Consider the following 21,735-nt stretch of genomic DNA (forward strand, 5'->3'; position numbering starts at 1 on the left):
GGCCGTTTTCATGTCAGAACCCAAAAAGCTGTACATCAAGACCTATGGTTGCCAGATGAACGTATACGACAGCGAGCGTATGGCGGAAACGCTGGGCGGTCAGGGTTACGTGGAAACCAAAAGCCCCGATGATGCGGATATGATCTTGCTGAACACCTGCCATATTCGGGAAAAAGCTGCGGAAAAAATCTATTCCGAGCTTGGCCGGTTCAAAGGTTTGAAGACTGAAAAGCCCGACCTCAAGATCGGCGTTGCGGGATGTGTTGCACAGGCAGAAGGCGAAGAGATTATGCGCCGCCAGCCGATTGTTGACCTTGTTGTCGGTCCGCAAAGCTATCACCGCCTGCCCGAGATGGAGGCGAAGACGCGCACCGGTGTCAAGGCGCTGGACACGGAATTCCCCGAAGAAGACAAATTCGAAAAACTTAAAAACCGCCCCAAGGCAAAACGCGGACCGACCGCATTTCTGACGGTGCAGGAAGGCTGCGACAAGTTCTGTGCCTTCTGCGTGGTGCCGTATACGCGCGGTGCCGAAGTCAGCCGTCCCGCCGATCGTATCCTGCGCGAGGCGAACGATCTGGTCGAACGCGGGGTGCGCGAAATCACTCTGCTGGGGCAGAACGTCAACGCCTATCACGGCGCTGGTCCGAATGGTGATATGACGCTGGCCGGTCTGATCTGGGAGCTGAACAAGGTCGACGGGCTGGAGCGGATCCGGTTCACCACCTCACACCCCAACGACATGGCCGACGACCTGATCGAGGCGCACGGGACGTGCGACAAGCTGATGCCTTATCTGCATCTGCCGGTTCAGTCGGGTTCGGATCGCATCCTCAAGCGAATGAACCGCAGCCACACCGCCGAGAGCTATCTGCGCCTGATCGAGCGTATTCGCGCTGCGCGCCCGGATATCGTGATGTCCGGCGACTTCATCGTCGGCTTCCCTGAAGAGACCGAAGAGGATTTTCAGGCCACCATGGATTTGGTGGAAGAGGTCAAATACGGATATGCGTATTCGTTCAAATACTCGACCCGCCCCGGAACACCGGCGGCTGAGCGGTCTCAGGTTGATCCCGAGGCTGCGGATGACCGTCTGCAGCGGCTTCAGGGGTTGATTACACGTCACCAGCGCGAGATTCAGGACGCGATGGTTGGTCGGGACGTGAAAGTTCTGTTTGAAAAACCGGGTCGCCTGCCAGGTCAGATGGTCGGAAAATCCGAGTATCTTCATTCGGTTCACGTGTCTGACGCTGATGTTGCGGTGGGCGAATTGCGCGATGTCCGGATTATGTCCTCGGGCGCAAATTCATTGGCGGGCGCGTTGCGGTAACGTGTCCGTTACTTGGATTTTGAAAACCATACGGTTTTGTTAATTCCAAATTTACCCTTGATTTATTACTCGGAATTATGTTCCGAGAAAAATCAGGTTGCTTAAGGGTCGAGTGTTTTGTGCCTTTGGGAAACCTCATCTCTTGCCGATGGGATGGGCAGGTCGGTGAATGGAAAGGGTACGAGTGAAGACTTTGAAACGTTTTTCTGGGCGGCTGTTGAGATCCGCCCTTACCACCGCGATCGCTGTTTCGGTGCTTCCCGGCGTGACCGCTGCAGGCAATCTGGATCAAGGTCTCTCTGACCCTCCTGTCGTCAACCCAAAACGGTTCGGCAGTGACGTCAGCGCCTTTTATCTGGGTGCTACGGGCGCGTACGCTTTCGGGGGCGACGATCGATTTGGACTGACTGGACCCGGCGGAACCTCGGAAGTAGGCGACCTGGACCTGAGCGGTTCGTTGGGTGGCGTGCGTGCCGGGTGGCGCGGCGTTTTGCCTGCGCGCGGCGGGCGCGACTATGTTTACGGGTTTGAGCTTGGGTACGAGTTCGGCTCGCTTAGCGATGACGCCTCCAACCAGATCAACGGCCAGACGGTCACGGGCGGTTCCGAAATATCGGACGTGTTCTCGATTCGGCTGCGCAATGGCCTGACCAATAAAAGCGGTACAGTGTTGTATTTTGTGTCGGCTGGATATGTGAATGGCGACATCAACACAACAAGCAGACAGGCTGTCCAGGGGGGCTCGCAATTCTTCGAAAGTGGCGGCCGACGCAGCGGCTTTACCGCCAGCATCGGGGCCGAACATAACCTGACCGAACACTGGTCGATCACGGGTGAGTTCGAATACGTTCAGTTCAGCGCTGAAAACGTGGATTTCGGCAATGGAACCTCAACCAGATCGACACCGAAATATCGCGGTCTGAAGCTGGGTTTGAACTATCGGTTCTGACACGCCGACTAAAACAGCGGCGCCAGCAGGTGCCGCGCACGGGCCGGGCGCATTGGCGGTTTTGCCATTTGGGCGGAAAAAATGAAACTGTGGCTTGCGCCCACCAAGACTTCCTGTCTACGCTCAAGGTGAAACGCCAAGACAGGAGAGCGGATTGGCCATCGGTGCCCTAAACCCACCGCAAGATGAAATGCCTCAGCGCGAAGCGTTTGTTGAGTTTCCAGACAACCGATTGTTAATAGACCTGTGCGGGGAATATGACCGCAATCTGACAGATATTGAGCAAAAGCTATCTGTTCAAATTGTGCGCCGCGGGAATCAGCTGGCCGTTATGGGTGACGAAGACGTCCAGAAGCAGGCCATCGAGGTTTTGCAGGCGCTATACACACGCCTGGAAGGCGGACGTGACGTCGAAGCGGCCGATGTGGACCGCGAGTTGCGGATGGGTGGTTCGGAGACGGGAACCGGCAGCCGCGACGGTGATCAGCTTGAGATGTTCAGAGGCGGCACGGTCGAAATCAAGACGCGCAAGAAACTGGTCGAGCCGCGCACAGATGCGCAAAAGGCATATGTCCAGTCCCTGTTCCAGAACGAGCTTGCCTTTGGGATTGGCCCTGCCGGTACGGGTAAGACCTATCTTGCAGTCGCCGCTGGCGTATCGATGTTTATCGGAGGCCATGTTGATCGGATCATCCTCAGCCGCCCTGCAGTCGAAGCTGGCGAAAAGCTGGGCTATCTGCCGGGCGACATGAAAGACAAAGTCGATCCTTACATGCAACCGTTGTACGACGCTTTGAATGATTTTCTGCCGGGCAAGCAACTGGCCAAACTGATTGAAGAAAAGCGAATCGAAATCGCGCCGCTGGCCTTCATGCGGGGACGTACCTTGGCGAATGCGTTTGTTGTGCTGGATGAGGCGCAAAACGCGACGACAATGCAGATGAAGATGTTCCTGACCCGTCTGGGTGAAGGAAGCCGAATGGTGATCACCGGCGACCGGTCACAGGTCGACCTGCCGCGTGGTGTTCAATCGGGTCTGGCTGATGCCGAGCGTTTGTTGAGCACGATCCCGAATATCAGCTTCAACTATTTCACGTCCAAGGATGTTGTGCGCCATCCGCTTGTCGCCGCCATAATCGAAGCGTATGAGGCCGACTCGGGCCGCGAAAAAGCATAGTCGTCCCGGTTGCGGCCACAGGGCTTTGGACACGGTGAGATGAACCTGGAAGTGACGATCGAAGATGCGCGCTGGCAACAGCTTGAACCGTTGGCCGCGCGCGCGATAAAAGCTGTTTTGGACTTTTGCGATCTGGACGCCGAGCTGTGCGAAGTCAGCCTGCTGGCCTGCGATGATGCGCGAATAGCTGATCTGAACGCGGAATTTAGGGAAAAGCCCACTCCGACCAATGTGCTGAGTTGGCCAGCCGAAGATCTGACCGCTGACGAAGCGGGGCAGAGACCTGCCCGACCCGCGCCAGACTTTACGGGCGAAATCGCGCTGGGCGACATTGCGATTTCCTTTGATACTTGCGCACGCGAAGCGGCCGACGCCAACAAAACTATGGACGATCACGTCACGCATCTGATCATTCACGGAGTGTTGCACTTGCTGGGCTATGACCACATCCGTGACCCCGACGCCACTTTGATGGAAGAGGTCGAGGTCGAGATACTTGGCAAAATGGGTATAGATGACCCATATAGTATGTAATAGTGGCCGCATTGGCCGATCATTTGGAACAGGATTATGGGCGATACAGACGGCAGTTCTATGGCGGCGCAGAGCGCGCAACCGAAGGACAGCGGTGAAAATGCCAGCAAAAATGCTGGCTTCTTTTCTCGAATAGTGGACGCGTTCTCGCCGCAGAGCGACGAAGAGGTCAGCGCGACCAATGGACATGAGGTCGACATGGTTCAGCCTCGCGGCATGATTAACCTGCGGCGAATGCGGGTCGAAGATGTGGCTATTCCGACCGCGGAAATCGTGTCTGTGCCCTCGACAATCAGCAAGGATGAGCTGGCCCAGGTTTTCCGCGACAGCGGCCTGTCCCGTATCCCCGTCTACGAGGGAACGCTTGATACGCCTTTGGGGTTTGTGCACCTCAAGGATTTTGCGCTTACGCACGGATTTAATGGCACGGGTTCAGAGTTTGATCTGGTCTCGATGCTGCGCACTTTGTTGTTTGTGCCGCCGTCGATGCCTATTGGCGTGTTGTTGACGAAGATGCAGACCGAACGCCGCCATATGGCGCTGGTGATTGACGAATACGGCGGTGTTGATGGTCTGGTGTCGATCGAGGATCTGATCGAACAGGTGGTCGGTGAGATCGCCGATGAGCACGATGCCGACGAAGGTCAGCTTTGGATTCAGGACAAGCCCGGTTGCTATGTTGTGCAGGCGCGCGTTCCGCTAGAAGATTTCGAGGCCGAGATCGGGCGTTCTCTGACAAGTCACGAAGACGTGGACGAGGAAGAAATCGACACGTTGGGCGGATTGGTCTTCATGCTGTCTGGTCGCGTTCCCGCACGAGGCGAGGTCGTGTTGCATCCCGAAGGTCCCGAGTTCGAGGTGATCGATGCCGACCCGCGCCGGATCAAACGTCTGCGTGTCATGTTGCCGGATCGCGTTGAATGAACCCTGCACAGGGCTGGCCGTTTTGGCTGCGGTTAATATCCGCAGCTCTGCTGGGCGCGGCCGCGGCGTTTGGGCTTGCTCCGCTCGGCATTTGGCTGGCAACAGTGATCGCACTGATCCTGCTGTCACCTCTATTTCTTACGACTGAGACGCGGGCGAGGGCGGCGTGGTTGGGCTGGGCCTTTGCGACCGGGTATTTCGCACATGCGCTCAGTTGGATTGTCGAACCGTTCCTTGTTGATGCCCAACGTCACGGATGGATGGCGCCTTTTGCCCTAACATTCATGGCAGGCGGCCTCGCGCTGTTTTGGGCGCTAGCTTTTTGGCTGGTGCGGCGTCCCGACAGCGATGGCGTATCACAGGCCGTGTTTCTGGCGATTTCAATCTCACTGCTGGAATTTGCCCGAGGGTATGTCCTGACGGGGTTTCCCTGGGCGGGGCTGGCGCAGGTCTGGGTGAACACACAGGGCGCGCAGCTTTTGTCTCTGTTCGGGCCATATGGGCTGGGCGCGGTGACTTTGCTGGCGACTTTGCCGCTTGGGGCCGCGCTGTCGCAGCGCAACGGCTACGTGGTGCCGTTAGGCCTGACCGTTGGAACCGCGTGTTTCGCATTGATTTATGCCGCGTCGCGCCCGGCTGTTACGGACACTGACAGTGTTGTTCGCCTCATTCAACCAAATGCGCCCCAGCATCAGAAATGGGACCCGGATTACGCCCCGCTGTTTTTTGCCCGACAACTAGAGTTTACGGCGGCGGCCCCGCGACCGGATTTGATTGTCTGGCCGGAAACCTCGGTTCCTGCATGGCTAGGCAGTGCGCAGCCTTATCTGACCGCAATCGCCGATGTCGCGCAGGGGACGCCCGTATTTCTGGGTATTCAGAGAGGGGACGGCCCGCGCATTTACAATTCGATGATCTATCTGGATGAAGATGGCCGGCAGCAGGGGCTTTACGACAAGCATCATCTGGCGCCCTTTGGCGAATATGTCCCATTTGGTGACATCTTGGCCCAGTTCGGAATTTACGGAATGGCTGCCACCACCGGTAATGGCTTTAGCGCCGGACCGGGTGCGGCACTGATGGACGCTGGCAAGCTGGGGAAGGCATTACCCCTTATCTGCTATGAGGCGGTCTTCACTCAGGATGTCTTGTCTGCACCAGGTCGTGCCGATTTTCTGCTGCAGATCACCAATGATGCGTGGTTCGGAACGCGCTCGGGGCCGTATCAGCATCTGGCTCAGGCGCAAATGCGCGCCATCGAGCAAGGGTTGCCAATGATGCGGTCGGCCAATACCGGAGTGTCGGCGATGATTGACCCACTGGGTCGGGTTACGGAAGCATTGCCCCTGGGGCAGGCCGGTTTTGTCGATGCGACTTTGCCTAAGGCGCTGGCTCCGACTGTGTACGCCCGGCTGGGTGATGCACCGGTTTTCGTCGCGCTGTTGGCGTTTTTTGCGCTGCTTTGGCGCAACGCCAGAGAACAGCAATAGTATTTTCGCATTGACGCTGTGTTTCTTGATGCGTATCCCGTTGCATGCTCATTACAACGGCTTCCTGACGTGATGGGATAATCTTAATGGAGCACTTTCATGTCCCGACAGAACTACACATTTACTTCGGAATCTGTTTCCGAAGGGCACCCGGATAAGGTTTGCGACCGGATCTCCGATGCAGTGCTTGACGCATTTCTGAATGAAGAACCCGAAGCGCGCGTGGCGTGCGAAACCTTTGCTACGACCGACCGGGTCGTCATCGGTGGCGAAGTAGGTCTGTCTGATCAGGAAAAGCTGCACGATTACATGGGCCGCATCGACGAGATTGCGCGCGCCTGTATAAAAGATATCGGATACGAGCAGGACAAGTTCCACCACGAAACCGTCGAGGTTACGAACCTGCTGCACGAACAGTCCGCGCATATCGCACAAGGTGTGGATGCAGCCGCGGACAAGGACGAAGGTGCCGGTGACCAGGGCATCATGTTCGGTTATGCGACCACGGAAACGCCCGCGCTGATGCCGGCACCGATCCAGTATTCGCACGCGATCCTGCGCCGTCTTGCCGATGTGCGCAAAAATGGCAGCGAACCCGCGCTCGGTCCTGATGCCAAGTCGCAATTGTCAGTCGTTTACCGTGATGGAAAACCTGTGGGTGTCAGCTCGATCGTGCTGTCGACACAACACTTGGACGAAGCGCTGAGTTCCGCCGACATCCGCGCGATTGTCGAGCCTTACATTCGTGAATCACTGCCCGAAGGATGGTTGAGCAACGAAACCGAGTGGCACGTGAATCCCACTGGCAAATTCGTGATCGGTGGCCCGGATGGTGACGCAGGTCTGACCGGGCGCAAGATCATCGTAGACACATATGGTGGCGCAGCCCCGCACGGCGGGGGCGCGTTCTCGGGTAAGGACCCGACCAAGGTGGACCGCTCGGCTGCGTATGCCGCGCGTTACCTTGCCAAGAATGTTGTGGCCGCCGGAATGGCAGAACGCTGCACGATCCAGCTGAGTTATGCGATCGGCGTGTCCAAACCGCTGTCGATCTATGCAGATGCACATGGCACAGGTGAAATCTCGAACGCCGAGATTGAAAAGGCTGTAGGCCAGGTCATGGATCTGACCCCGCGCGGAATCCGGCAGCACCTGCAGATGAACAAACCTATCTATCAGCGCACGGCGGCTTACGGCCACTTTGGCCGCGAACCCGAGGCGGATGGCGGTTTTAGCTGGGAACGGACTGATCTGGCGGATGCGCTGAAAGCGGCCGTCTGATCCGAATAATTAAAGCGCGCCGACAACGGCGCGCTTTTTTTGTTGGCCGCTGATTGCTACGCCCCTCTTGAACCAACCTTGGCGTCGCAGTATGGCCACCGCCATGAGCACCCAAACCCCACAACGCCCGCGCAGAAACTTCTATGGCCGCTTCAAAGGGAAAACCCTGAAGCCCAGTCAAAAGACGTATCTGAACGAAGACCTTGATGCACTGTCACCGGGTGCGGTGGATTGGGAAACCAATCCCGAACGCCATCCCTTGGAGCTTATCGGTTTGTTCGGTGGCAAGGAGGTCTGGCTTGAGGTCGGCTTTGGTGGGGGTGAGCATCTTGTTCACCAGGCTGCCAGCAACCCCGATATCGGCATTATTGGGGCCGAACCGTATATCAACGGCGTCGCTATGCTGTTGGGTAAGATTCGTCAGGCCGGAGTCGAAAATCTGGCGGTGCATCCGGGCGATGTGCGCGATCTGTTCGATGTTCTGCCCAAGGCCAGCATCTCACGCGCTTTTCTACTTTATCCTGATCCCTGGCCAAAAACACGGCACCACCGTCGCCGTTTCGTGACGCAGGAACATCTGGAGCCTTTGGCCCGTGCCCTGAAGCCGGGGTCTATTTTTCGCGTTGCTACGGACATTCCCGACTATGTGCGCCAGACATTGGAAGAGGTGCCGCGCGCCGGGTTCGAATGGCTGGCCGAGCGTCCTGCTGACTGGCGCGAGCCGTGGGATGACTGGATTTCCACCCGCTATGAACAGAAGGCTCTGCGTGAAGGCCGTACGCCACACTACCTGACCTTCCGCCGCAAAGACTGATTGCGGCTGGACCAACCGGCCCCAATTCGCTAATCCGCCTTGAACTGATAGCGAAAACAGGAGCCCCCATGTCCGGACACGGCACGCCCATCCCGATGACCTCGCATCCTTGCGGCCCGCTGACCGGAACGGCAGAGGTGCCCGGCGATAAGTCTATTTCGCACCGGTCGCTGATCCTGGGTGCGATGGCCGTGGGCGAGACCAAGATCTCGGGCCTGTTGGAAGGCGAAGATGTTCTGGACACCGCCAAGGCCATGCGCGCCTTCGGGGCTGAGGTCACTGACCACGGCGGCGGCGAATGGACTGTGCATGGTGTAGGTGTCGGTGGCTTTGCTGAACCCGATCAGGTGATTGATTGCGGCAACTCGGGCACCGGTGTTCGCTTGATTATGGGCGCGATGGCGACCTGTCCGATTTCTGCGACTTTTACGGGCGACGCGAGCCTGAACAAACGCCCCATGGCGCGGGTCACAGATCCGCTGGCGCTGTTTGGAACGCAATCGGTGGGCCGTTCAGGGGGGCGCTTGCCGATGACTATCGTTGGCGCGGCTGACTCCACGCCGGTGCGCTACGAGGTACCCGTGCCTTCCGCCCAGGTAAAATCTGCGGTGCTGCTGGCTGGCCTCAATGCCCCCGGCAAAACTGTGGTGATCGAGAAAGAGGCCACACGCGACCATTCCGAGCGGATGCTGGCGGGCTTTGGTGCGGAAATCACCGTTGAGGACACTGATGAGGGCCGGGTTATCACTCTGACCGGTCGCCCCGAGTTGAAACCACAGGTCATTGCCGTGCCACGCGACCCGTCCAGCGCGGCCTTTCCGGTCTGCGCGGCGCTGCTCACGCCGGGGTCGGACGTTTTGGTGCCGGGCATCGGCCTGAACCCCACCCGTGCGGGGTTGTTCACTACGCTGCGCGAGATGGGTGCAGACCTGACCTATGAGAATGAGCGCGAAGAGGGCGGCGAACCTGTCGCCGATCTGCGCGCAAAGTACTCGCCGGATATGAAGGGGATCGATGTTCCACCGGAACGCGCGGCCTCGATGATTGATGAATACCCGGTTTTGTCCGTGATTGCGGCAAATGCCACCGGTGTCACGATGATGGGCGGCGTAAAAGAACTGCGCGTAAAGGAAAGCGACCGGATCGACGCAATGGCTCGGGGCCTGCGCGCCAATGGTGTAACTGTCGAAGAAGGTGATGAATGGTGGTCGGTTGAAGGGCTGGGCATCGGCAACGTCCCCGGTGGCGGCACCTGCGAAAGCTTTCTGGACCACCGGATCGCCATGTCGTTCATGATTTTGGGGATGGGGGCCAAAAAGGGTGTAACCGTCGACGATGCGGGCCCGATCGCCACCTCGTTCCCGATTTTTGAACCTTTGATGGCCACGTTGGGTGCGAAGTTGCAGCGTAATAATCGGTAGGTTTGATGTTAGATTCGCAGTTCACAATCGCCATTGACGGACCATCTGCAGCGGGCAAGGGCACGATCTCAAAAGCGGTCGCGGCCCGATTTGGCTTCGCGCATCTGGACACCGGGCTTTTGTACCGCGCGGTCGGCAGGCGGACTTTGCAGGGACTGGAGCCGATTGCGGCAGCGCACGCCCTGACCGCCGAAGAGTTGGAGCAGGGCGATTTGCGCACGGCCGAGATTGCGCAAGCAGCCTCAAAAGTAGCCGTGATCCCCGAGGTTCGGGCCGCGTTGGTTGACTTTCAGCGGGCGTTTGCGCGCCGCAGCGGGGGCGCGGTGCTGGATGGTCGCGACATCGGTACTGTGATTTGTCCCAAGGCCGAGGTGAAACTGTTCGTCACCGCCAGCCCCGAAGTTCGGGCCGAGCGTCGGTTCCTTGAGCTCATCGCGAAGGGCAATGATATCTCGCGTGAACAGGTGCTGTCGGACGTAAAAGAGCGCGACGCGCGGGATACGGAACGCAGCACTGCGCCGATGAAGCCAGCAGAGGATGCAGTCCTGCTGGACACGTCAGATTTGAGCGTCGAAGCCGCGTTGGAAAAAGCTATCAAGGTCATCGAAGCAAAAAAGCCCGCACGGTCGTAACCGTGCAGGCCTTGGTCTTTTGTGGCCAGATTACAGTTCTCCGACCGCGATGCTTTTGATCTTGGACCACTGATTGTCAGCGGTTTCGGATGTGGCAGAGACATCTTCAAGGAACGCCGCGCGAGTATCTGCGTTCAGGAACAGATACAGCTTTCCGTCAGCCACCAGGTATTGATCCGGATCGCCGTCGAATTTTTTGCCGACAGAAACGCCGAACGAACAGAACCCGCCATGTTGTGGCAGGTAGGCCGCCGGGTTGGCCTCGAACGCTTCGCGGTTGGCGGCGCTGGTGAAGTAATAAGATGCGCCGTCATAAGTGGCCGAGTGGGTGGCAAAGCCATCGACCGGGTTGCCGTCGTTAACGAGAGTCACCAGATCGACCCCATGCGCGGCAAGCGGCGCACCGGCGGCAGAAATACCGTTTGATACGTTGATCTCATCCGCAGCAAAGGCCGGGGCTGCGATCAGGGGCAATGTGGCGATTAGGGTGGTAAGAACGAGAGACTTCATTTGTGTTTCCTTTCCGGTTCAGTATCCGGCCAGCAGGTCTGCCAGCCGCTGAACCAAAGCTAGGAACTCGGTTCTGAACGAGCTATCGCAGAAGGCCCTGAGTATCTTGCAGATCGTTCAAAGCTGTCGGTGCCTTCGAAATACTGTTCACCAAGCTTTGTTTGGTCAGGTCTGTGCCTCGACCCTATTGTCGGCCTATAGCCTGCAGGAGCGATGCCATGATCCGATTAGCCTTATTGATGATTTTCCTTGCCGGAAGTGCATTGGCTCAAGAGACGGCTGAGCCGGAACCCCCAATGACGTATGAGCGGTTGGGAAAGATCATCTTTGCGCTCGATCCTGACGCGAAACCGTTTGGACCGGGATTTGAGCTGAAGGTTGGGGACGTAACGGTGCTGGTCGTTACGGATATCAATGCGGATCGGATGCGGGCCATGGTCGCGATTGGCAGCGCCGAAGATTTGTCGCCCGCTGACCTTGAACGCGTGATGCAGGCGAATTTTGACAGTACGCTGGACGCGCGTTACGCGCTCGCAAATGGTATCTTGTGGGCTGCGTACATCCATCCGCTATCCCGGCTGGACAAGAACCAACTGATCTCGGGGCTGGCCCAGACAGTGAATATCGCCAAGACCTATGGCACCTTGTACACCGGTGGAGCGGCGGAATTCGGAGGGGGCGACAGCCAGGATTTGCAGCGCGATCTGATCGAAGAGCTTCTGAAAAAAGGTGAGGAAATCTGACACGCGCCCGGGAATTGCGTTTGCTCTGATTTCAAGTTGCCGCGCAGAAGCTGCGGTCCATCGGCGGCCCGGTTTGCCTTTAACGCATCGCGGTTATGTGTACTGCCCGGGGCAGGGTGCCGTGACCGAGCGTCGCTTTGCCGAAAGAAGGAAGGTACATTCAGGTCAGGGCGCGCTAGACCCTAGCTGGACGCAGGAAACCTGCTATGCTTTTTCCATGCCAGAAGGGAAGGCTGCCATACAATCCTCAAAAACAAAAAGGGGAAGCAGCCAAAAAATCCCTCAAGCCAACAGGGACAGAACAATATGAATAATCGTTTGCGTAAGATCACTATCGTGGGTGGTGGCACGGCGGGTTGGATGACCGCGCTGATACTGGACATGGTGTTTTCACGCACCTCGGCCCCCAAGGATCGCCCGCGCATCTGCCTGATCGAAAGCCCCAATATCGCCACCGTTGGCGTCGGTGAAGCCACGGTGCCGCGCATGCCGGTCACTCTGCGTCAGGCGGGCATTTCCGAGCGGGATTTTTTTCGCGAGACCAATGCGTCGTTCAAGCTGGGCGTGAAGTTCTGCAATTGGAACAAGGACTCAAAGGGCAATCGCATCGACTACGTGAACCCTTTTGCCCACGGTCAGTTGTTGGAAGGATTGGAAGCCGCCGAATACTTCTTACGCTTTGGCAATGGCGATCGGGACTTTACGCAATCCATCTCGCCGCATGACGATCTGGCCCGCCTGTGCAAGGGCGGGCGACCGCTGGGTCAGCCCGAGTTCGAGCAACGGTTTGGCTATGCATATCATCTGGACGCTGTGAAATTTGCGGGCATGCTGACCAAGGTCTGCACCAAGCGCGGCGTTGAGCATATCCAGGATGAGGTGCAGGCGGTTGAGCTGGATGAACAGGGCAATGTCAGCCATCTGATGTTAGAGCGTAAGGGCCGTCACGACATCGAGATGGTCATAGATTGCACCGGGTTCCGCGGTTTGATCATCAACAAAGCACTGGGTGAGCCGTTTATGGATTACTCGGATTACCTGCCCAACGACCGCGCCATGGCGTTGCAGATTGAACATCCCGACCCAGAGAAAATCGAAAGCGTCACCCGGTCTACCGCGCTGGGCGCCGGTTGGACATGGCGGGTACCGCTCTACAACCGTGTGGGCACAGGCTATGTGTATTCATCGGCGCATCGCACGGATGATCAGGCGGCAGATGAATATCTCGAATGGCTAGGCGACAGCGGCAAAGGTTTGACACCGCGCGTGATCCCGATGCGCATCGGGCGCGTGCGCAATGCCTGGGTCAAGAACTGTCTGGCAATCGGTTTGTCTGGCGGGTTCATTGAACCGTTGGAAAGTACCGCAATCCATATGGTTGATCATGCGGTGCGCTGGTTCGCAGAACACCTGCCTACACGCGACATCGAACCATCGCTGCGGGCAAGATATAACCGGCAAATGAACAAGATGTATGACGAGGTCCTGGATTTCATCTGTCTGCACTATCGCCTGGGCAACCGCACGGATGATCAATATTGGATCGATGCGCGCACAGAGATGAAGATACCGGATCGTTTGGCCGAAAACCTGGAATTGTGGCAGCACCGCCTGCCCATGGAACACGATATCGAATTCGCCACACTGTTTAATTTCCGCGTTTATCAGACGGTTCTTTTGGGCAAGCAGGTCTATGACACCGGCTATGGGACCGGCATCCGTGATCGTCTGCGGCCGTTGAAGAAACCGATTTGGTTCCAGTGGTGGAAGGGCGCGAAGGTGGATCTTGCGCAGATCCTCAAGGCGATGCCGGATCACAAAACACTGCTGCGCGATATCCGAGGAGAGCTGGAGCAGCCCCCAGCCTTTGGTATGGCGGCTGCGATGCAACCGACCGTCGCGATGCCGGGCGAACAACTTGCACCCGTGGCAATCCAGAACATGCCGAACCTTGCCGAAATCCAAAGCGGCAAGAAGGACCTGCAACTGTTCTAGAAGGTCCTAGCGCTCCGCGCAGCTTTGCGGTGGTCGCAGCATTGAACTGCGCTGCGCGGACCGAGGACCCACTGGAGAAATGCAAAATACCTGCGTTAAAGCGCGGGTCCTTCACGCAGCTTTTCCTGCTCGGATGGGGTGGGCGTGTGATTGAAGACAAAGGCCGTGCGGCAGGCTTCTTCTCCGCCCAGGTCTTCGATTTTTTTGCGCTGGTCGGCAAAGGCGTGGGCGTTGACCTCTTCGGGGTCGCAGATTTCGCGCAGGCGGCGTTCCCCTTCGGCCAGCGCGGTCTGAACCTGCGGGTCATTTACCCGATCCTGCGCGCGGTTGGTCTGTTCCTGCGGATCGGTTGACAGGTCGAACAATTGCGGGGGCTGTCCGACATAATAGACGTATTTCCATTCGCCCCATCGCACCATGAAACTGCCGGTTTTTGACCCACCATCGTGGTATTCGCTGAAACCGGTCCGGTCGGGGTCGTCCGGTGCTTTGGCCAACTCGATCAGAGACAAGCCGGGTTGACCCGCGTTGCCGTCGTCGGCTTCGACGCCGCAGACGTCCCGGGCAGTTGCAGCGATATCGGTCAGATTGGTACATGTGGTGACGCGCCGTCCCGACGGGATACCCGGGCCGGTCGCGATCATCGGAATTCCTGCACTGGCCTCATACATTACCTGTTTGGTCCAAAACCCCTGATCCCCCATCATGTCACCGTGGTCCGAGACATAGATCACGACCGTATTTTCAGCATGACCACTGTCGGACAAGGCTTTCAGGATGCGCCCCACGCAATCATCCATCAGTGAGATCAGGCCATAATAAGCCGCTTTCGCCTCGCGCATTTTCTGTTCGTCGAAATAGTCCTCATAGTTGAAGAACGCGGCGATGTTGCGCAGCTCTTCATGATTAGGCAGCCCTTTGCCATACCCGACTGGCAAATCCATCTGAGCTGGATCGTAAAGGTCGTACCATTCCTTGGGACAGGTCAGGGGATAGTGTGGGCTGACCAGCGACACAAATGCAGCCCAGGGTTTGTCCTGTCGCGCGGGATCGGCCAGCCAGGCCTCGGCTGCTGCGGCAATGTCCAGATCGTAATCGGTATAGGTGCTGGGCCCGACGCCCACATCACCCGCCAGCTCGGATGCCGAATCATAGTCTGGTGGGTTTTCGCGCAAAAGCCCAACGGCCCAGCCGACACCTCCGACCACGTGCATCGGCAGGATTTCCCGCGAGAAGCCATTGTCGTCTTCGTTGGACCTGAAATGCAGTTTTCCAACAGAGACGACCTCGCGCCCTGCATCGCGCAACTGCCGCATCCAGCTGCGCGGATGTCCGTCATAGGGTGTTGCGCTGTCCCAGTTTCCTGTCGTGTGAACCCAGTCACCGGTCGCAAGCGCCGCCCGTGTGGGTACGCACATGGGTGAGGGTGTGTAGGCGGACTGAAACATCGTGCCGCGCGCGGCCAGTGCATCCAGATTAGGTGTTTTGACAATCGGATGGCCAGCGCATCCCATCGCGTCTTTGCGGTGTTCGTCTGAAACGATGACGAGAAAATTCAGGTGTTGACGCATGAGATCCTCCGACTTTTTCAAAGTTTCGCAATTGGCGCAGACTTTGCTGTGCGAAACACGACATTCTTCGCGGGAATCGAGCAATGCCATTACGAGGGCGGTTGCACATGGATATTACCAATGTAATAACATAGCAAAATTATCGAGCGAGCATGGCGATATCCACTGACACCTGACAGTCTAGGTTCGTGCGCGCCGATGAACGGAGCGCACAATGACTGACCGCAGAAAGAACCGAAACCTGCGCAGCCGGATCAAACGCCGCCGGCGGACGGGATCACCAATGCAGGCCTATGATGCGTTGCCTGCCGAATTGCGATTGTGGCTTGCCTCGGCTTGTTTGCCGTGGAGCCCGGCCTCGGCGCTGCGCATTTGGCATAAAGTAGGCGGCGCGCATAATCCAGATGATGCCTATTCGCGATTGAATGCGATTGAGCAATCTATGTTGCAACGGGACGGGCGCGTTTGGGACATGGCGCGCCGAGTGTGACGGCGGCCGATGCCCTGTATATCAAGGCTTTCCTCTTGCACATGTCGGGAATTCCGCATATACGCGCGCTGTCAACACAAGGGCGGTCAACGTCCGGATGACGTTACTGAGCAGGGCCGGGTCACCTCGGCCCTTTGTGTTTGTTTGCTCAGGGGCGCACCGGATCACGTCCGATGACACCATGAAACAAGACCGGCGGAGACAACCGCTCGGCCAGTAAAAACGTATGTAAAGGAAAACACTGCCAGATGGCTGATACAACCATGGAGGAATTCGAAGCCCTCCTGAACGAAAGCTTCGAAATGGACACGCCCGAAGAGGGTTCTGTTGTCAAAGGCAAGGTACTGGCGATCGAAGCCGGCCAAGCCATCATCGACGTTGGCTACAAAATGGAAGGCCGCGTTGATCTGAAAGAATTCGCGAATCCCGGCGAAGCTCCTGAAATCGCTGTTGGTGACGAGGTAGAAGTCTACCTGCGCGCCGCAGAAAACGCCCGTGGCGAAGCCGTTATCTCGCGCGAGATGGCCCGCCGTGAAGAGGCATGGGACCGTCTGGAAAAAGCATATGCCGACGACCAGCGCGTCGAAGGTGCAATCTTTGGTCGTGTCAAAGGTGGCTTCACCGTCGATCTGGGTGGCGCAGTTGCGTTCCTGCCCGGCTCGCAGGTTGACGTTCGCCCCGTGCGCGACGCTGGCCCGCTGATGGGTCTGAAGCAGCCGTTCCAGATTCTGAAAATGGACCGCCGCCGTGGCAACATCGTTGTGTCGCGCCGTGCTATCCTGGAAGAATCGCGTGCCGAACAGCGTGCCGAAGTCATTGGCAACCTGACCGAAGGTCAGACCGTCGAAGGCGTGGTCAAGAACATCACCGAATACGGTGCGTTTGTTGACCTGGGCGGCGTTGATGGCCTGCTGCACGTAACTGACATGGCATGGCGTCGTGTGAATCACCCGTCCGAGATCCTGACGATCGGCGAAACCATTAAGGTTCAGGTCATCAAGATCAACAAAGAGACCCACCGCATCAGCCTGGGCATGAAGCAGCTGCAGGAAGATCCATGGGATCTGGTTGCTGCCAAGTATCCGCTGAGCTCGGTCCATCAGGGTCGCGTCACCAACATCACCGACTACGGCGCGTTCGTCGAGCTGGAAGCCGGTGTCGAAGGTCTGGTGCACGTGTCCGAGATGTCCTGGACCAAGAAAAACGTCCACCCCGGCAAGATCGTTTCGACCAGCCAGGAAGTCGACGTCATGGTTCTGGAAATCGACGGCGCCAAGCGTCGTGTGTCTCTGGGCCTGAAGCAGACCATGCGCAACCCGTGGGAAGTGTTTGCAGAAACACACCCCGAGGGCACCGAAGTCGAAGGCGAAGTCAAAAACATCACCGAATTTGGTCTGTTCATTGGCCTCGAAGGCGACATCGATGGCATGGTTCACCTGTCCGACCTGTCGTGGGACGAACGTGGCGAAGATGCGATCCAGAACTACCGCAAAGGCGACATGGTTTCGGCCGTTGTCTCGGAAGTTGACGTGGAAAAAGAGCGTATCTCGCTGTCGATCAAAGCCCTGGGTGGTGACAAGTTCGCAGAAGCCGTTGGCGGCGTGAAGCGCGGTTCGATCATCACTGTCGAAGTCACTGCGATCGAAGATGGCGGCATCGAGGTAGAATACGAAGGCATGAAGTCCTTCATCCGTCGTTCCGACCTGTCGCGTGACCGTGCAGAGCAGCGCCCCGAGCGTTTCTCGGTTAACGACAAGATCGACGTCCGCGTCACCAATGTCGACAGCAAGACTCGCCGTCTGGGTCTGTCGATCAAGGCACGTGAGATCGCCGAAGAGAAAGAGGCCGTGGAACAGTACGGTTCTTCCGACTCGGGCGCATCGCTGGGCGATATCCTGGGTGCAGCGCTGAAATCCGGCGACTAAGCTCAGGCTGGATTTTCAGCCGAATTTACGGCCCCGTGCAGACGCGCGGGGCCGTTTTTGTTGCGAATCAATATGTTCCAAAATTTGGGCTTATCGCGGCCGTCGTTCACGCTTTAAGAGCGGATTTTGCCTGAACAAGCAAAAAATCGCGCGACTTTGCTGTAAAATGAATGCTTTGCACGCAGAGTTTACGTTCCCCCGATCACGGTTTTTTCCTATACTGTCCAGAAGTATAGACATGGTTAACCGGTCGCCTGGGAGGGTAACACTCATGATCCGTTCAGAACTGATTCAGAAAATCGCCGACGAAAACCCGCATCTCTATCAGCGTGATGTCGAGCGGATTGTGAATACCGTGTTCGAAGAAGTGACAGATGCCATGGCGCGTGGCGACCGTGTTGAACTGCGCGGCTTCGGTGCGTTCTCGGTCAAACAACGTGACGCGCGTGTTGGCCGCAATCCTCGTACGGGTGAGACCGTGCAGGTCGAAGAAAAATGTGTTCCATTCTTCAAAACTGGCAAGTTGCTAAGGGACCGATTGAACGGTAAAGCCTGACACCATGATGCGTTACCTTCGATATGCTTTCCTGGCGATCCTCGGGATCGTTCTTGTGTCAATCTCGCTGGCCAATCGCCAGATGGTCGAGTTGAAACTGATGCCGGATGCCCTGGCCGAGTTGCTGGGGCTCAATTTCTCAACGTCTTTGCCACTGTTCATCGTGGTGCTGGGCGGCGTCGTGGCCGGTTTGATCATCGGCTTCCTGTGGGAATGGCTGCGCGAGCATAAACACCGCCGCGATGCCTCGACCAAGACCGGAGAAGTGCGCAAGCTTGAGCGTGAGGTCAAGAAGCTCAAGAAAAAGCAGAACGAGGGCAAGGACGACGTTCTGGCTCTGCTGGACGAAGCCAGCTAAGGCACTTTTATGACGAACGTAGCTGTTAAAATCTGCGGGCTGACCGCACCTGATCATGTGCGCGCTGCGGCTAACGCTGGCGCGCGATATGTCGGGTTTGTTTTCTTCCAAAAATCGCCGCGTCATCTGGAAATTGATGCGGCCGCGTCACTGGCCCAACTTGTGCCAGCAGGCGTAGCCAAAGTCGCCTTGACCGTGAATGCGACGGACGCTGAACTGGACCGCGTCGTCGCAAGCGTGCCCTTGGACATGTTGCAACTGCACGGCAAAGAAACACCGCAGCGTGTTTCTGAGGTTCGCGACAGGTTTGGCTTGCCGGTGATGAAAGCAATCGGCATCGCCGAGGCCGAGGATCTGCGCGCAATTGACCTGTATTCCGAGGTTGCAGATCAGTTGCTGATCGACGCGAAACCTCCGCGTACATCCGAACTGCCGGGCGGGAATGGGTTGGCCTTTGATTGGCGGCTGCTGGCCGGCCGGAAATACTGGCAAAAGCCATGGATGCTGGCCGGGGGACTGACGCCAGACAACGTTGCCGAGGCGATCCGGATGACCGGTGCAAAACAAGTCGATGTGTCTTCGGGTGTCGAAAGCGCGCCGGGAGTTAAAGATACCATTAAGATTTCCGAATTCGTATCCGCCACTCATTGATCTGAATGCTGACTTCCCCCGTATATAGCGCTGGGGAGGAACAAAGATGATTGCAGCGATTGGTGGGGTTTCCCTGCAACATTGGTACAACGCGCCAGAGTTCTTTTGGCGGGCCGGGCAAGCGTTGAAGCAGGCGCGAGGGGATCCATTATGCGAGCATGCGCAGATGTTCCCTCACGGCGGTCTCTACTTTTCACTCAGTGTTTGGCAAGACGCCGAGGCCATGCTGACATTTGCCCATTCGGGACCACACAGGCGCGTTCTTGAGGCATCGGACCGGTTGTCCATCACGCATGCGTTCCACCATTTCTCATGCATTGCAGTTCCAACCGAAGAGCAGGCCCTGCGGATCTGGAAGCATCGATTCAGGCCCGCGAAATGATACGTTTTGCCATGGCAAAACCATCCACTACCTCTTATGAACAACGGGTACGACGAGGGAGACACCCATGGCCAACGATCTTTTCAATTCCTTCATGTCCGGTCCCGACGAGCAAGGCCGGTTTGGCATCTTCGGCGGACGGTTTGTCAGCGAAACGCTGATGCCGCTGATCCTGTCGCTTGAAGAGGAATATGAGAAGGCCAAGGATGATCCCACCTTCTGGGCCGAGATGGACGATCTGTGGGCGAACTATGTGGGTCGCCCCTCGCCGCTGTATTACGCGGAACGCCTGACCGAGCATCTGGGTGGTGCGAAAATCTATCTGAAACGCGACGAATTGAACCACACCGGCGCGCACAAGATTAACAATGTTCTGGGCCAGATCATTCTGGCGCGGCGCATGGGCAAAACCCGGATCATCGCGGAAACCGGGGCAGGGCAGCACGGTGTGGCAACAGCCACCGTCTGCGCCAAGTTCGGTTTGAAATGTGTGGTCTATATGGGTGCGCACGATGTGCAGCGTCAAGCGCCCAACGTGTTCCGTATGCGCCTGCTTGGTGCCGAGGTAATTCCGGTTACTTCCGGACGAGGCACGCTGAAGGACGCGATGAACGACGCGCTGCGTGACTGGGTCACCAATGTACGTGATACGTTCTATTGCATCGGTACCGTGGCGGGCCCGCACCCGTATCCGGCGATGGTGCGTGATTTCCAGTCGATCATCGGCAAGGAAGCCAAGGAACAGATGCAAAAGGCCGAAGGCCGTTTGCCCGACACGCTTATCGCCGCCATCGGCGGTGGGTCGAATGCGATGGGCCTATTCTACCCGTTCCTTGACGACAAGAGCGTCAACATCATCGGTGTCGAGGCTGGCGGCAAGGGCGTGAACGAAAAGATGGAGCATTGCGCCTCGCTGACCGGTGGTCGTCCGGGTGTACTGCACGGTAACCGCACCTACTTGCTGCAGGACGATGACGGCCAGATACTCGAAGGCTATTCGATCTCGGCCGGCTTGGATTACCCTGGCATTGGGCCCGAGCATTCCTGGCTGAATGACATCGGTCGCGCGAACTATGTCTCGATCACCGACAAAGAGGCGCTGGAAGCGTTTCAGCTGTGCTGTGCAGCCGAAGGCATCATCCCCGCGTTGGAGCCCAGCCACGCGTTGGCGCATGTCATGAAGATCGCGCCCGTACTGCCCAAGGATCACCTGATCTGCATGAACATGTGCGGTCGCGGGGACAAGGACGTTCAGACGGTCGCCAAATACCTGAACTTTGATATGTCCGACACCGAAGGCCGTTCGGCCGGATAACGCGCGCCCGGGGCTTTGCGCCCCGGGTGTTTCATGTCACGCTGCATGGCATGCAGAACGCGTCCAGTTCCGAAAGTCTCGATCAAAAGTACGATGCCGCAGCCCCCGGCTGGGCGGATAAGATGCGTCTGCTGGGCTATTTTGATGCCTATCTGGGGTTTCTGTCGATCGGTTCAGCGGATGATCTAGGCCGGAACGGGCTGGATGTGGGGTGCGGGACAGGTGCTTTTGCCGAGGCACGGGCGGTCATTCAGCCCGAAGGTAAGGTCACACTGCTCGAGCCGTCCGGGAAAATGCTGAAACAGGCCGAGGGTGCGCTGGCCCTAAGGGGCGTTACGACCCAGACTGCCCGATCCCGGTTGGAGGATTTTCCACCAGCCCAGCCTTTTGATTGCGTTCTGGCAGCCCATGTCCTTGAACATTGCGAAAACCCTACCGACGCCCTGCGCCACATGCGCAGGCAGGCCGCGCCAGCGGCAAAGCTGTGGCTGGTCGTCAGCAAACCACACTGGTGCAACGCGATTATCTGGTTTCAATGGCGTCACCGTTCGTACAGACCGCAACAGGTGGCCAAGATGCTTAAGGACGCGGGGTGGGTGTTGGAGGCGGAGCACAGTTTTCCAACTGGCCCGCCCTCGCGCACATCGCGCGGCTATCTGGCCCGCGCCGTGTAAACATCAATCCGGT

22 protein-coding genes and 1 riboswitch are annotated in these 21,735 nt (G+C 57.6%); of the genes, 20 read left to right on the plus strand and 2 right to left on the minus strand.

All coding sequences use genetic code 11. The annotated features are described in order from the left end of the window. The first annotated feature begins 10 nt into the window (after positions 1 to 10). From miaB to cmk, 10 genes are all read left to right on the plus strand, one after another. Positions 11 to 1,330, plus strand: coding sequence for a tRNA (N6-isopentenyl adenosine(37)-C2)-methylthiotransferase MiaB (gene miaB, locus DK510_RS13595; RefSeq protein ID WP_109312554.1), 1,320 nt, complete (start codon positions 11 to 13; stop codon positions 1,328 to 1,330). Positions 1,331 to 1,523: 193 nt separating this feature from the next. Continuing rightward, positions 1,524 to 2,279 (plus strand): outer membrane protein, encoded by a 756-nt coding sequence (locus DK510_RS13600; protein WP_234999079.1) that lies wholly within the window; start codon positions 1,524 to 1,526, stop codon positions 2,277 to 2,279. Between the two features lie 154 nt (positions 2,280 to 2,433). Further along, the gene (locus DK510_RS13605; RefSeq protein WP_109312555.1) at positions 2,434 to 3,456 is read left to right on the plus strand and encodes a PhoH family protein; all 1,023 of its coding nucleotides are present in this window, start codon (positions 2,434 to 2,436) and stop codon (positions 3,454 to 3,456) included. A gap of 39 nt (positions 3,457 to 3,495) precedes the next feature. After that, positions 3,496 to 3,990, plus strand: a complete 495-nt coding sequence (ybeY, locus tag DK510_RS13610; protein WP_109312556.1) for an rRNA maturation RNase YbeY — start codon at positions 3,496 to 3,498, stop codon at positions 3,988 to 3,990. Between the two features lie 36 nt (positions 3,991 to 4,026). Next, positions 4,027 to 4,914, plus strand: coding sequence for a hemolysin family protein (locus tag DK510_RS13615; protein ID WP_058279463.1), 888 nt, complete (start codon positions 4,027 to 4,029; stop codon positions 4,912 to 4,914). After that, positions 4,911 to 6,404, plus strand: coding sequence for an apolipoprotein N-acyltransferase (gene lnt, locus DK510_RS13620; RefSeq protein ID WP_109312557.1), 1,494 nt, complete (start codon positions 4,911 to 4,913; stop codon positions 6,402 to 6,404). The genes DK510_RS13615 and lnt overlap by 4 nt, the downstream gene beginning before the upstream one ends. 45 nt (positions 6,405 to 6,449) lie before the next feature. Next, positions 6,450 to 6,498: riboswitch (SAM-SAH riboswitch) on the plus strand. Between the two features lie 5 nt (positions 6,499 to 6,503). Continuing rightward, positions 6,504 to 7,685, plus strand: a complete 1,182-nt coding sequence (gene metK / locus DK510_RS13625) for a methionine adenosyltransferase (protein WP_109312558.1) — start codon at positions 6,504 to 6,506, stop codon at positions 7,683 to 7,685. A 103-nt stretch (positions 7,686 to 7,788) separates the two neighbouring features. After that, the gene (locus tag DK510_RS13630) at positions 7,789 to 8,499 is read left to right on the plus strand and encodes a tRNA (guanosine(46)-N(7))-methyltransferase TrmB (protein ID WP_109312622.1); all 711 of its coding nucleotides are present in this window, start codon (positions 7,789 to 7,791) and stop codon (positions 8,497 to 8,499) included. Positions 8,500 to 8,567: 68 nt separating this feature from the next. Beyond that, on the plus strand, positions 8,568 to 9,920 hold the full coding sequence (gene aroA / locus DK510_RS13635) for a 3-phosphoshikimate 1-carboxyvinyltransferase (protein ID WP_109312559.1): 1,353 nt from the start codon (positions 8,568 to 8,570) through the stop codon (positions 9,918 to 9,920). A gap of 5 nt (positions 9,921 to 9,925) precedes the next feature. Next, positions 9,926 to 10,552 carry a (d)CMP kinase gene (gene cmk, locus DK510_RS13640; protein WP_109312560.1) on the plus strand — a complete coding sequence of 209 codons (627 nt, stop codon included), beginning with the start codon at positions 9,926 to 9,928 and terminating at the stop codon, positions 10,550 to 10,552. A 30-nt stretch (positions 10,553 to 10,582) separates the two neighbouring features. Here cmk and DK510_RS13645 read toward each other — a convergent pair whose 3' ends face one another. Then, entirely contained in the window at positions 10,583 to 11,062 is a 480-nt protein-coding gene (locus DK510_RS13645; protein ID WP_058273166.1) for a YHS domain-containing (seleno)protein, read from the minus strand. Positions 11,063 to 11,280: 218 nt separating this feature from the next. On the opposite strand from DK510_RS13645, the gene DK510_RS13650 reads away from it, so the two are divergent. Then, positions 11,281 to 11,805: a hypothetical protein gene (locus DK510_RS13650; protein ID WP_058273167.1), complete on the plus strand. Its 525-nt coding sequence runs from the start codon at positions 11,281 to 11,283 to the stop codon at positions 11,803 to 11,805. Positions 11,806 to 12,111: 306 nt separating this feature from the next. After that, on the plus strand, positions 12,112 to 13,800 hold the full coding sequence (locus DK510_RS13655) for a tryptophan halogenase family protein (protein ID WP_109312561.1): 1,689 nt from the start codon (positions 12,112 to 12,114) through the stop codon (positions 13,798 to 13,800). 95 nt (positions 13,801 to 13,895) lie between these two features. Here the strand turns inward: DK510_RS13655 and DK510_RS13660 are convergent, their stop codons facing one another. Continuing rightward, positions 13,896 to 15,371, minus strand: coding sequence for a sulfatase-like hydrolase/transferase (locus DK510_RS13660; protein ID WP_109312623.1), 1,476 nt, complete (start codon positions 15,369 to 15,371; stop codon positions 13,896 to 13,898). Between the two features lie 214 nt (positions 15,372 to 15,585). Here DK510_RS13660 and DK510_RS13665 point away from each other — a divergent pair, with 214 nt between their 5' ends. The 8 genes from DK510_RS13665 to DK510_RS13700 all read left to right on the plus strand — a co-directional run bounded on the left by DK510_RS13665 (position 15,586) and on the right by DK510_RS13700 (position 21,722). After that, positions 15,586 to 15,861 carry a DUF6525 family protein gene (locus DK510_RS13665; RefSeq protein ID WP_234999080.1) on the plus strand — a complete coding sequence of 92 codons (276 nt, stop codon included), beginning with the start codon at positions 15,586 to 15,588 and terminating at the stop codon, positions 15,859 to 15,861. 248 nt (positions 15,862 to 16,109) lie between these two features. Continuing rightward, positions 16,110 to 17,786 carry a 30S ribosomal protein S1 gene (rpsA, locus tag DK510_RS13670; protein WP_058279471.1) on the plus strand — a complete coding sequence of 559 codons (1,677 nt, stop codon included), beginning with the start codon at positions 16,110 to 16,112 and terminating at the stop codon, positions 17,784 to 17,786. A 271-nt stretch (positions 17,787 to 18,057) separates the two neighbouring features. Beyond that, positions 18,058 to 18,342 carry an integration host factor subunit beta gene (gene ihfB, locus DK510_RS13675; RefSeq protein ID WP_037310872.1) on the plus strand — a complete coding sequence of 95 codons (285 nt, stop codon included), beginning with the start codon at positions 18,058 to 18,060 and terminating at the stop codon, positions 18,340 to 18,342. A 7-nt stretch (positions 18,343 to 18,349) separates the two neighbouring features. Continuing rightward, positions 18,350 to 18,700, plus strand: a complete 351-nt coding sequence (locus DK510_RS13680; RefSeq protein ID WP_058279540.1) for a lipopolysaccharide assembly protein LapA domain-containing protein — start codon at positions 18,350 to 18,352, stop codon at positions 18,698 to 18,700. Positions 18,701 to 18,709: 9 nt separating this feature from the next. Then, positions 18,710 to 19,351: a phosphoribosylanthranilate isomerase gene (locus DK510_RS13685; protein ID WP_109312562.1), complete on the plus strand. Its 642-nt coding sequence runs from the start codon at positions 18,710 to 18,712 to the stop codon at positions 19,349 to 19,351. 46 nt (positions 19,352 to 19,397) lie between these two features. Next, on the plus strand, positions 19,398 to 19,733 hold the full coding sequence (locus tag DK510_RS13690) for a DUF3291 domain-containing protein (RefSeq protein WP_109312563.1): 336 nt from the start codon (positions 19,398 to 19,400) through the stop codon (positions 19,731 to 19,733). 67 nt (positions 19,734 to 19,800) lie between these two features. Then, the gene (gene trpB / locus DK510_RS13695; RefSeq protein WP_109312564.1) at positions 19,801 to 21,048 is read left to right on the plus strand and encodes a tryptophan synthase subunit beta; all 1,248 of its coding nucleotides are present in this window, start codon (positions 19,801 to 19,803) and stop codon (positions 21,046 to 21,048) included. 26 nt (positions 21,049 to 21,074) lie between these two features. Next, the gene (locus DK510_RS13700; RefSeq protein WP_234999081.1) at positions 21,075 to 21,722 is read left to right on the plus strand and encodes a class I SAM-dependent methyltransferase; all 648 of its coding nucleotides are present in this window, start codon (positions 21,075 to 21,077) and stop codon (positions 21,720 to 21,722) included. Positions 21,723 to 21,735: the final 13 nt, after the last annotated feature.

This window comes from Ruegeria sp. AU67, from assembly GCF_900312795.1.
GTDB classification, from domain to species: Bacteria; Pseudomonadota; Alphaproteobacteria; order Rhodobacterales; family Rhodobacteraceae; genus Ruegeria; species Ruegeria atlantica.

Bases quoted from the DNA above. Each gene is read 5' to 3' on its own strand.
- miaB (WP_109312554.1), top strand. From the start codon at position 11: ATGTCAGAACCCAAAAAGCTGTACATCAAGACCTATGGTTGCCAGATG.
- ybeY (WP_109312556.1), top strand. From the start codon at position 3,496: ATGAACCTGGAAGTGACGATCGAAGATGCGCGCTGGCAACAGCTTGAA.
- DK510_RS13615 (WP_058279463.1), top strand. From the start codon at position 4,027: ATGGGCGATACAGACGGCAGTTCTATGGCGGCGCAGAGCGCGCAACCG.
- lnt (WP_109312557.1), top strand. From the start codon at position 4,911: ATGAACCCTGCACAGGGCTGGCCGTTTTGGCTGCGGTTAATATCCGCA.
- metK (WP_109312558.1), top strand. From the start codon at position 6,504: ATGTCCCGACAGAACTACACATTTACTTCGGAATCTGTTTCCGAAGGG.
- DK510_RS13630 (WP_109312622.1), top strand. From the start codon at position 7,789: ATGAGCACCCAAACCCCACAACGCCCGCGCAGAAACTTCTATGGCCGC.
- aroA (WP_109312559.1), top strand. From the start codon at position 8,568: ATGTCCGGACACGGCACGCCCATCCCGATGACCTCGCATCCTTGCGGC.
- cmk (WP_109312560.1), top strand. From the start codon at position 9,926: ATGTTAGATTCGCAGTTCACAATCGCCATTGACGGACCATCTGCAGCG.
- DK510_RS13645 (WP_058273166.1), bottom strand. From the start codon at position 11,062: ATGAAGTCTCTCGTTCTTACCACCCTAATCGCCACATTGCCCCTGATC.
- DK510_RS13650 (WP_058273167.1), top strand. From the start codon at position 11,281: ATGATCCGATTAGCCTTATTGATGATTTTCCTTGCCGGAAGTGCATTG.
- DK510_RS13655 (WP_109312561.1), top strand. From the start codon at position 12,112: ATGAATAATCGTTTGCGTAAGATCACTATCGTGGGTGGTGGCACGGCG.
- DK510_RS13660 (WP_109312623.1), bottom strand. From the start codon at position 15,371: ATGCGTCAACACCTGAATTTTCTCGTCATCGTTTCAGACGAACACCGC.
- DK510_RS13665 (WP_234999080.1), top strand. From the start codon at position 15,586: ATGACTGACCGCAGAAAGAACCGAAACCTGCGCAGCCGGATCAAACGC.
- rpsA (WP_058279471.1), top strand. From the start codon at position 16,110: ATGGCTGATACAACCATGGAGGAATTCGAAGCCCTCCTGAACGAAAGC.
- ihfB (WP_037310872.1), top strand. From the start codon at position 18,058: ATGATCCGTTCAGAACTGATTCAGAAAATCGCCGACGAAAACCCGCAT.
- DK510_RS13680 (WP_058279540.1), top strand. From the start codon at position 18,350: ATGCGTTACCTTCGATATGCTTTCCTGGCGATCCTCGGGATCGTTCTT.
- DK510_RS13685 (WP_109312562.1), top strand. From the start codon at position 18,710: ATGACGAACGTAGCTGTTAAAATCTGCGGGCTGACCGCACCTGATCAT.
- DK510_RS13690 (WP_109312563.1), top strand. From the start codon at position 19,398: ATGATTGCAGCGATTGGTGGGGTTTCCCTGCAACATTGGTACAACGCG.
- trpB (WP_109312564.1), top strand. From the start codon at position 19,801: ATGGCCAACGATCTTTTCAATTCCTTCATGTCCGGTCCCGACGAGCAA.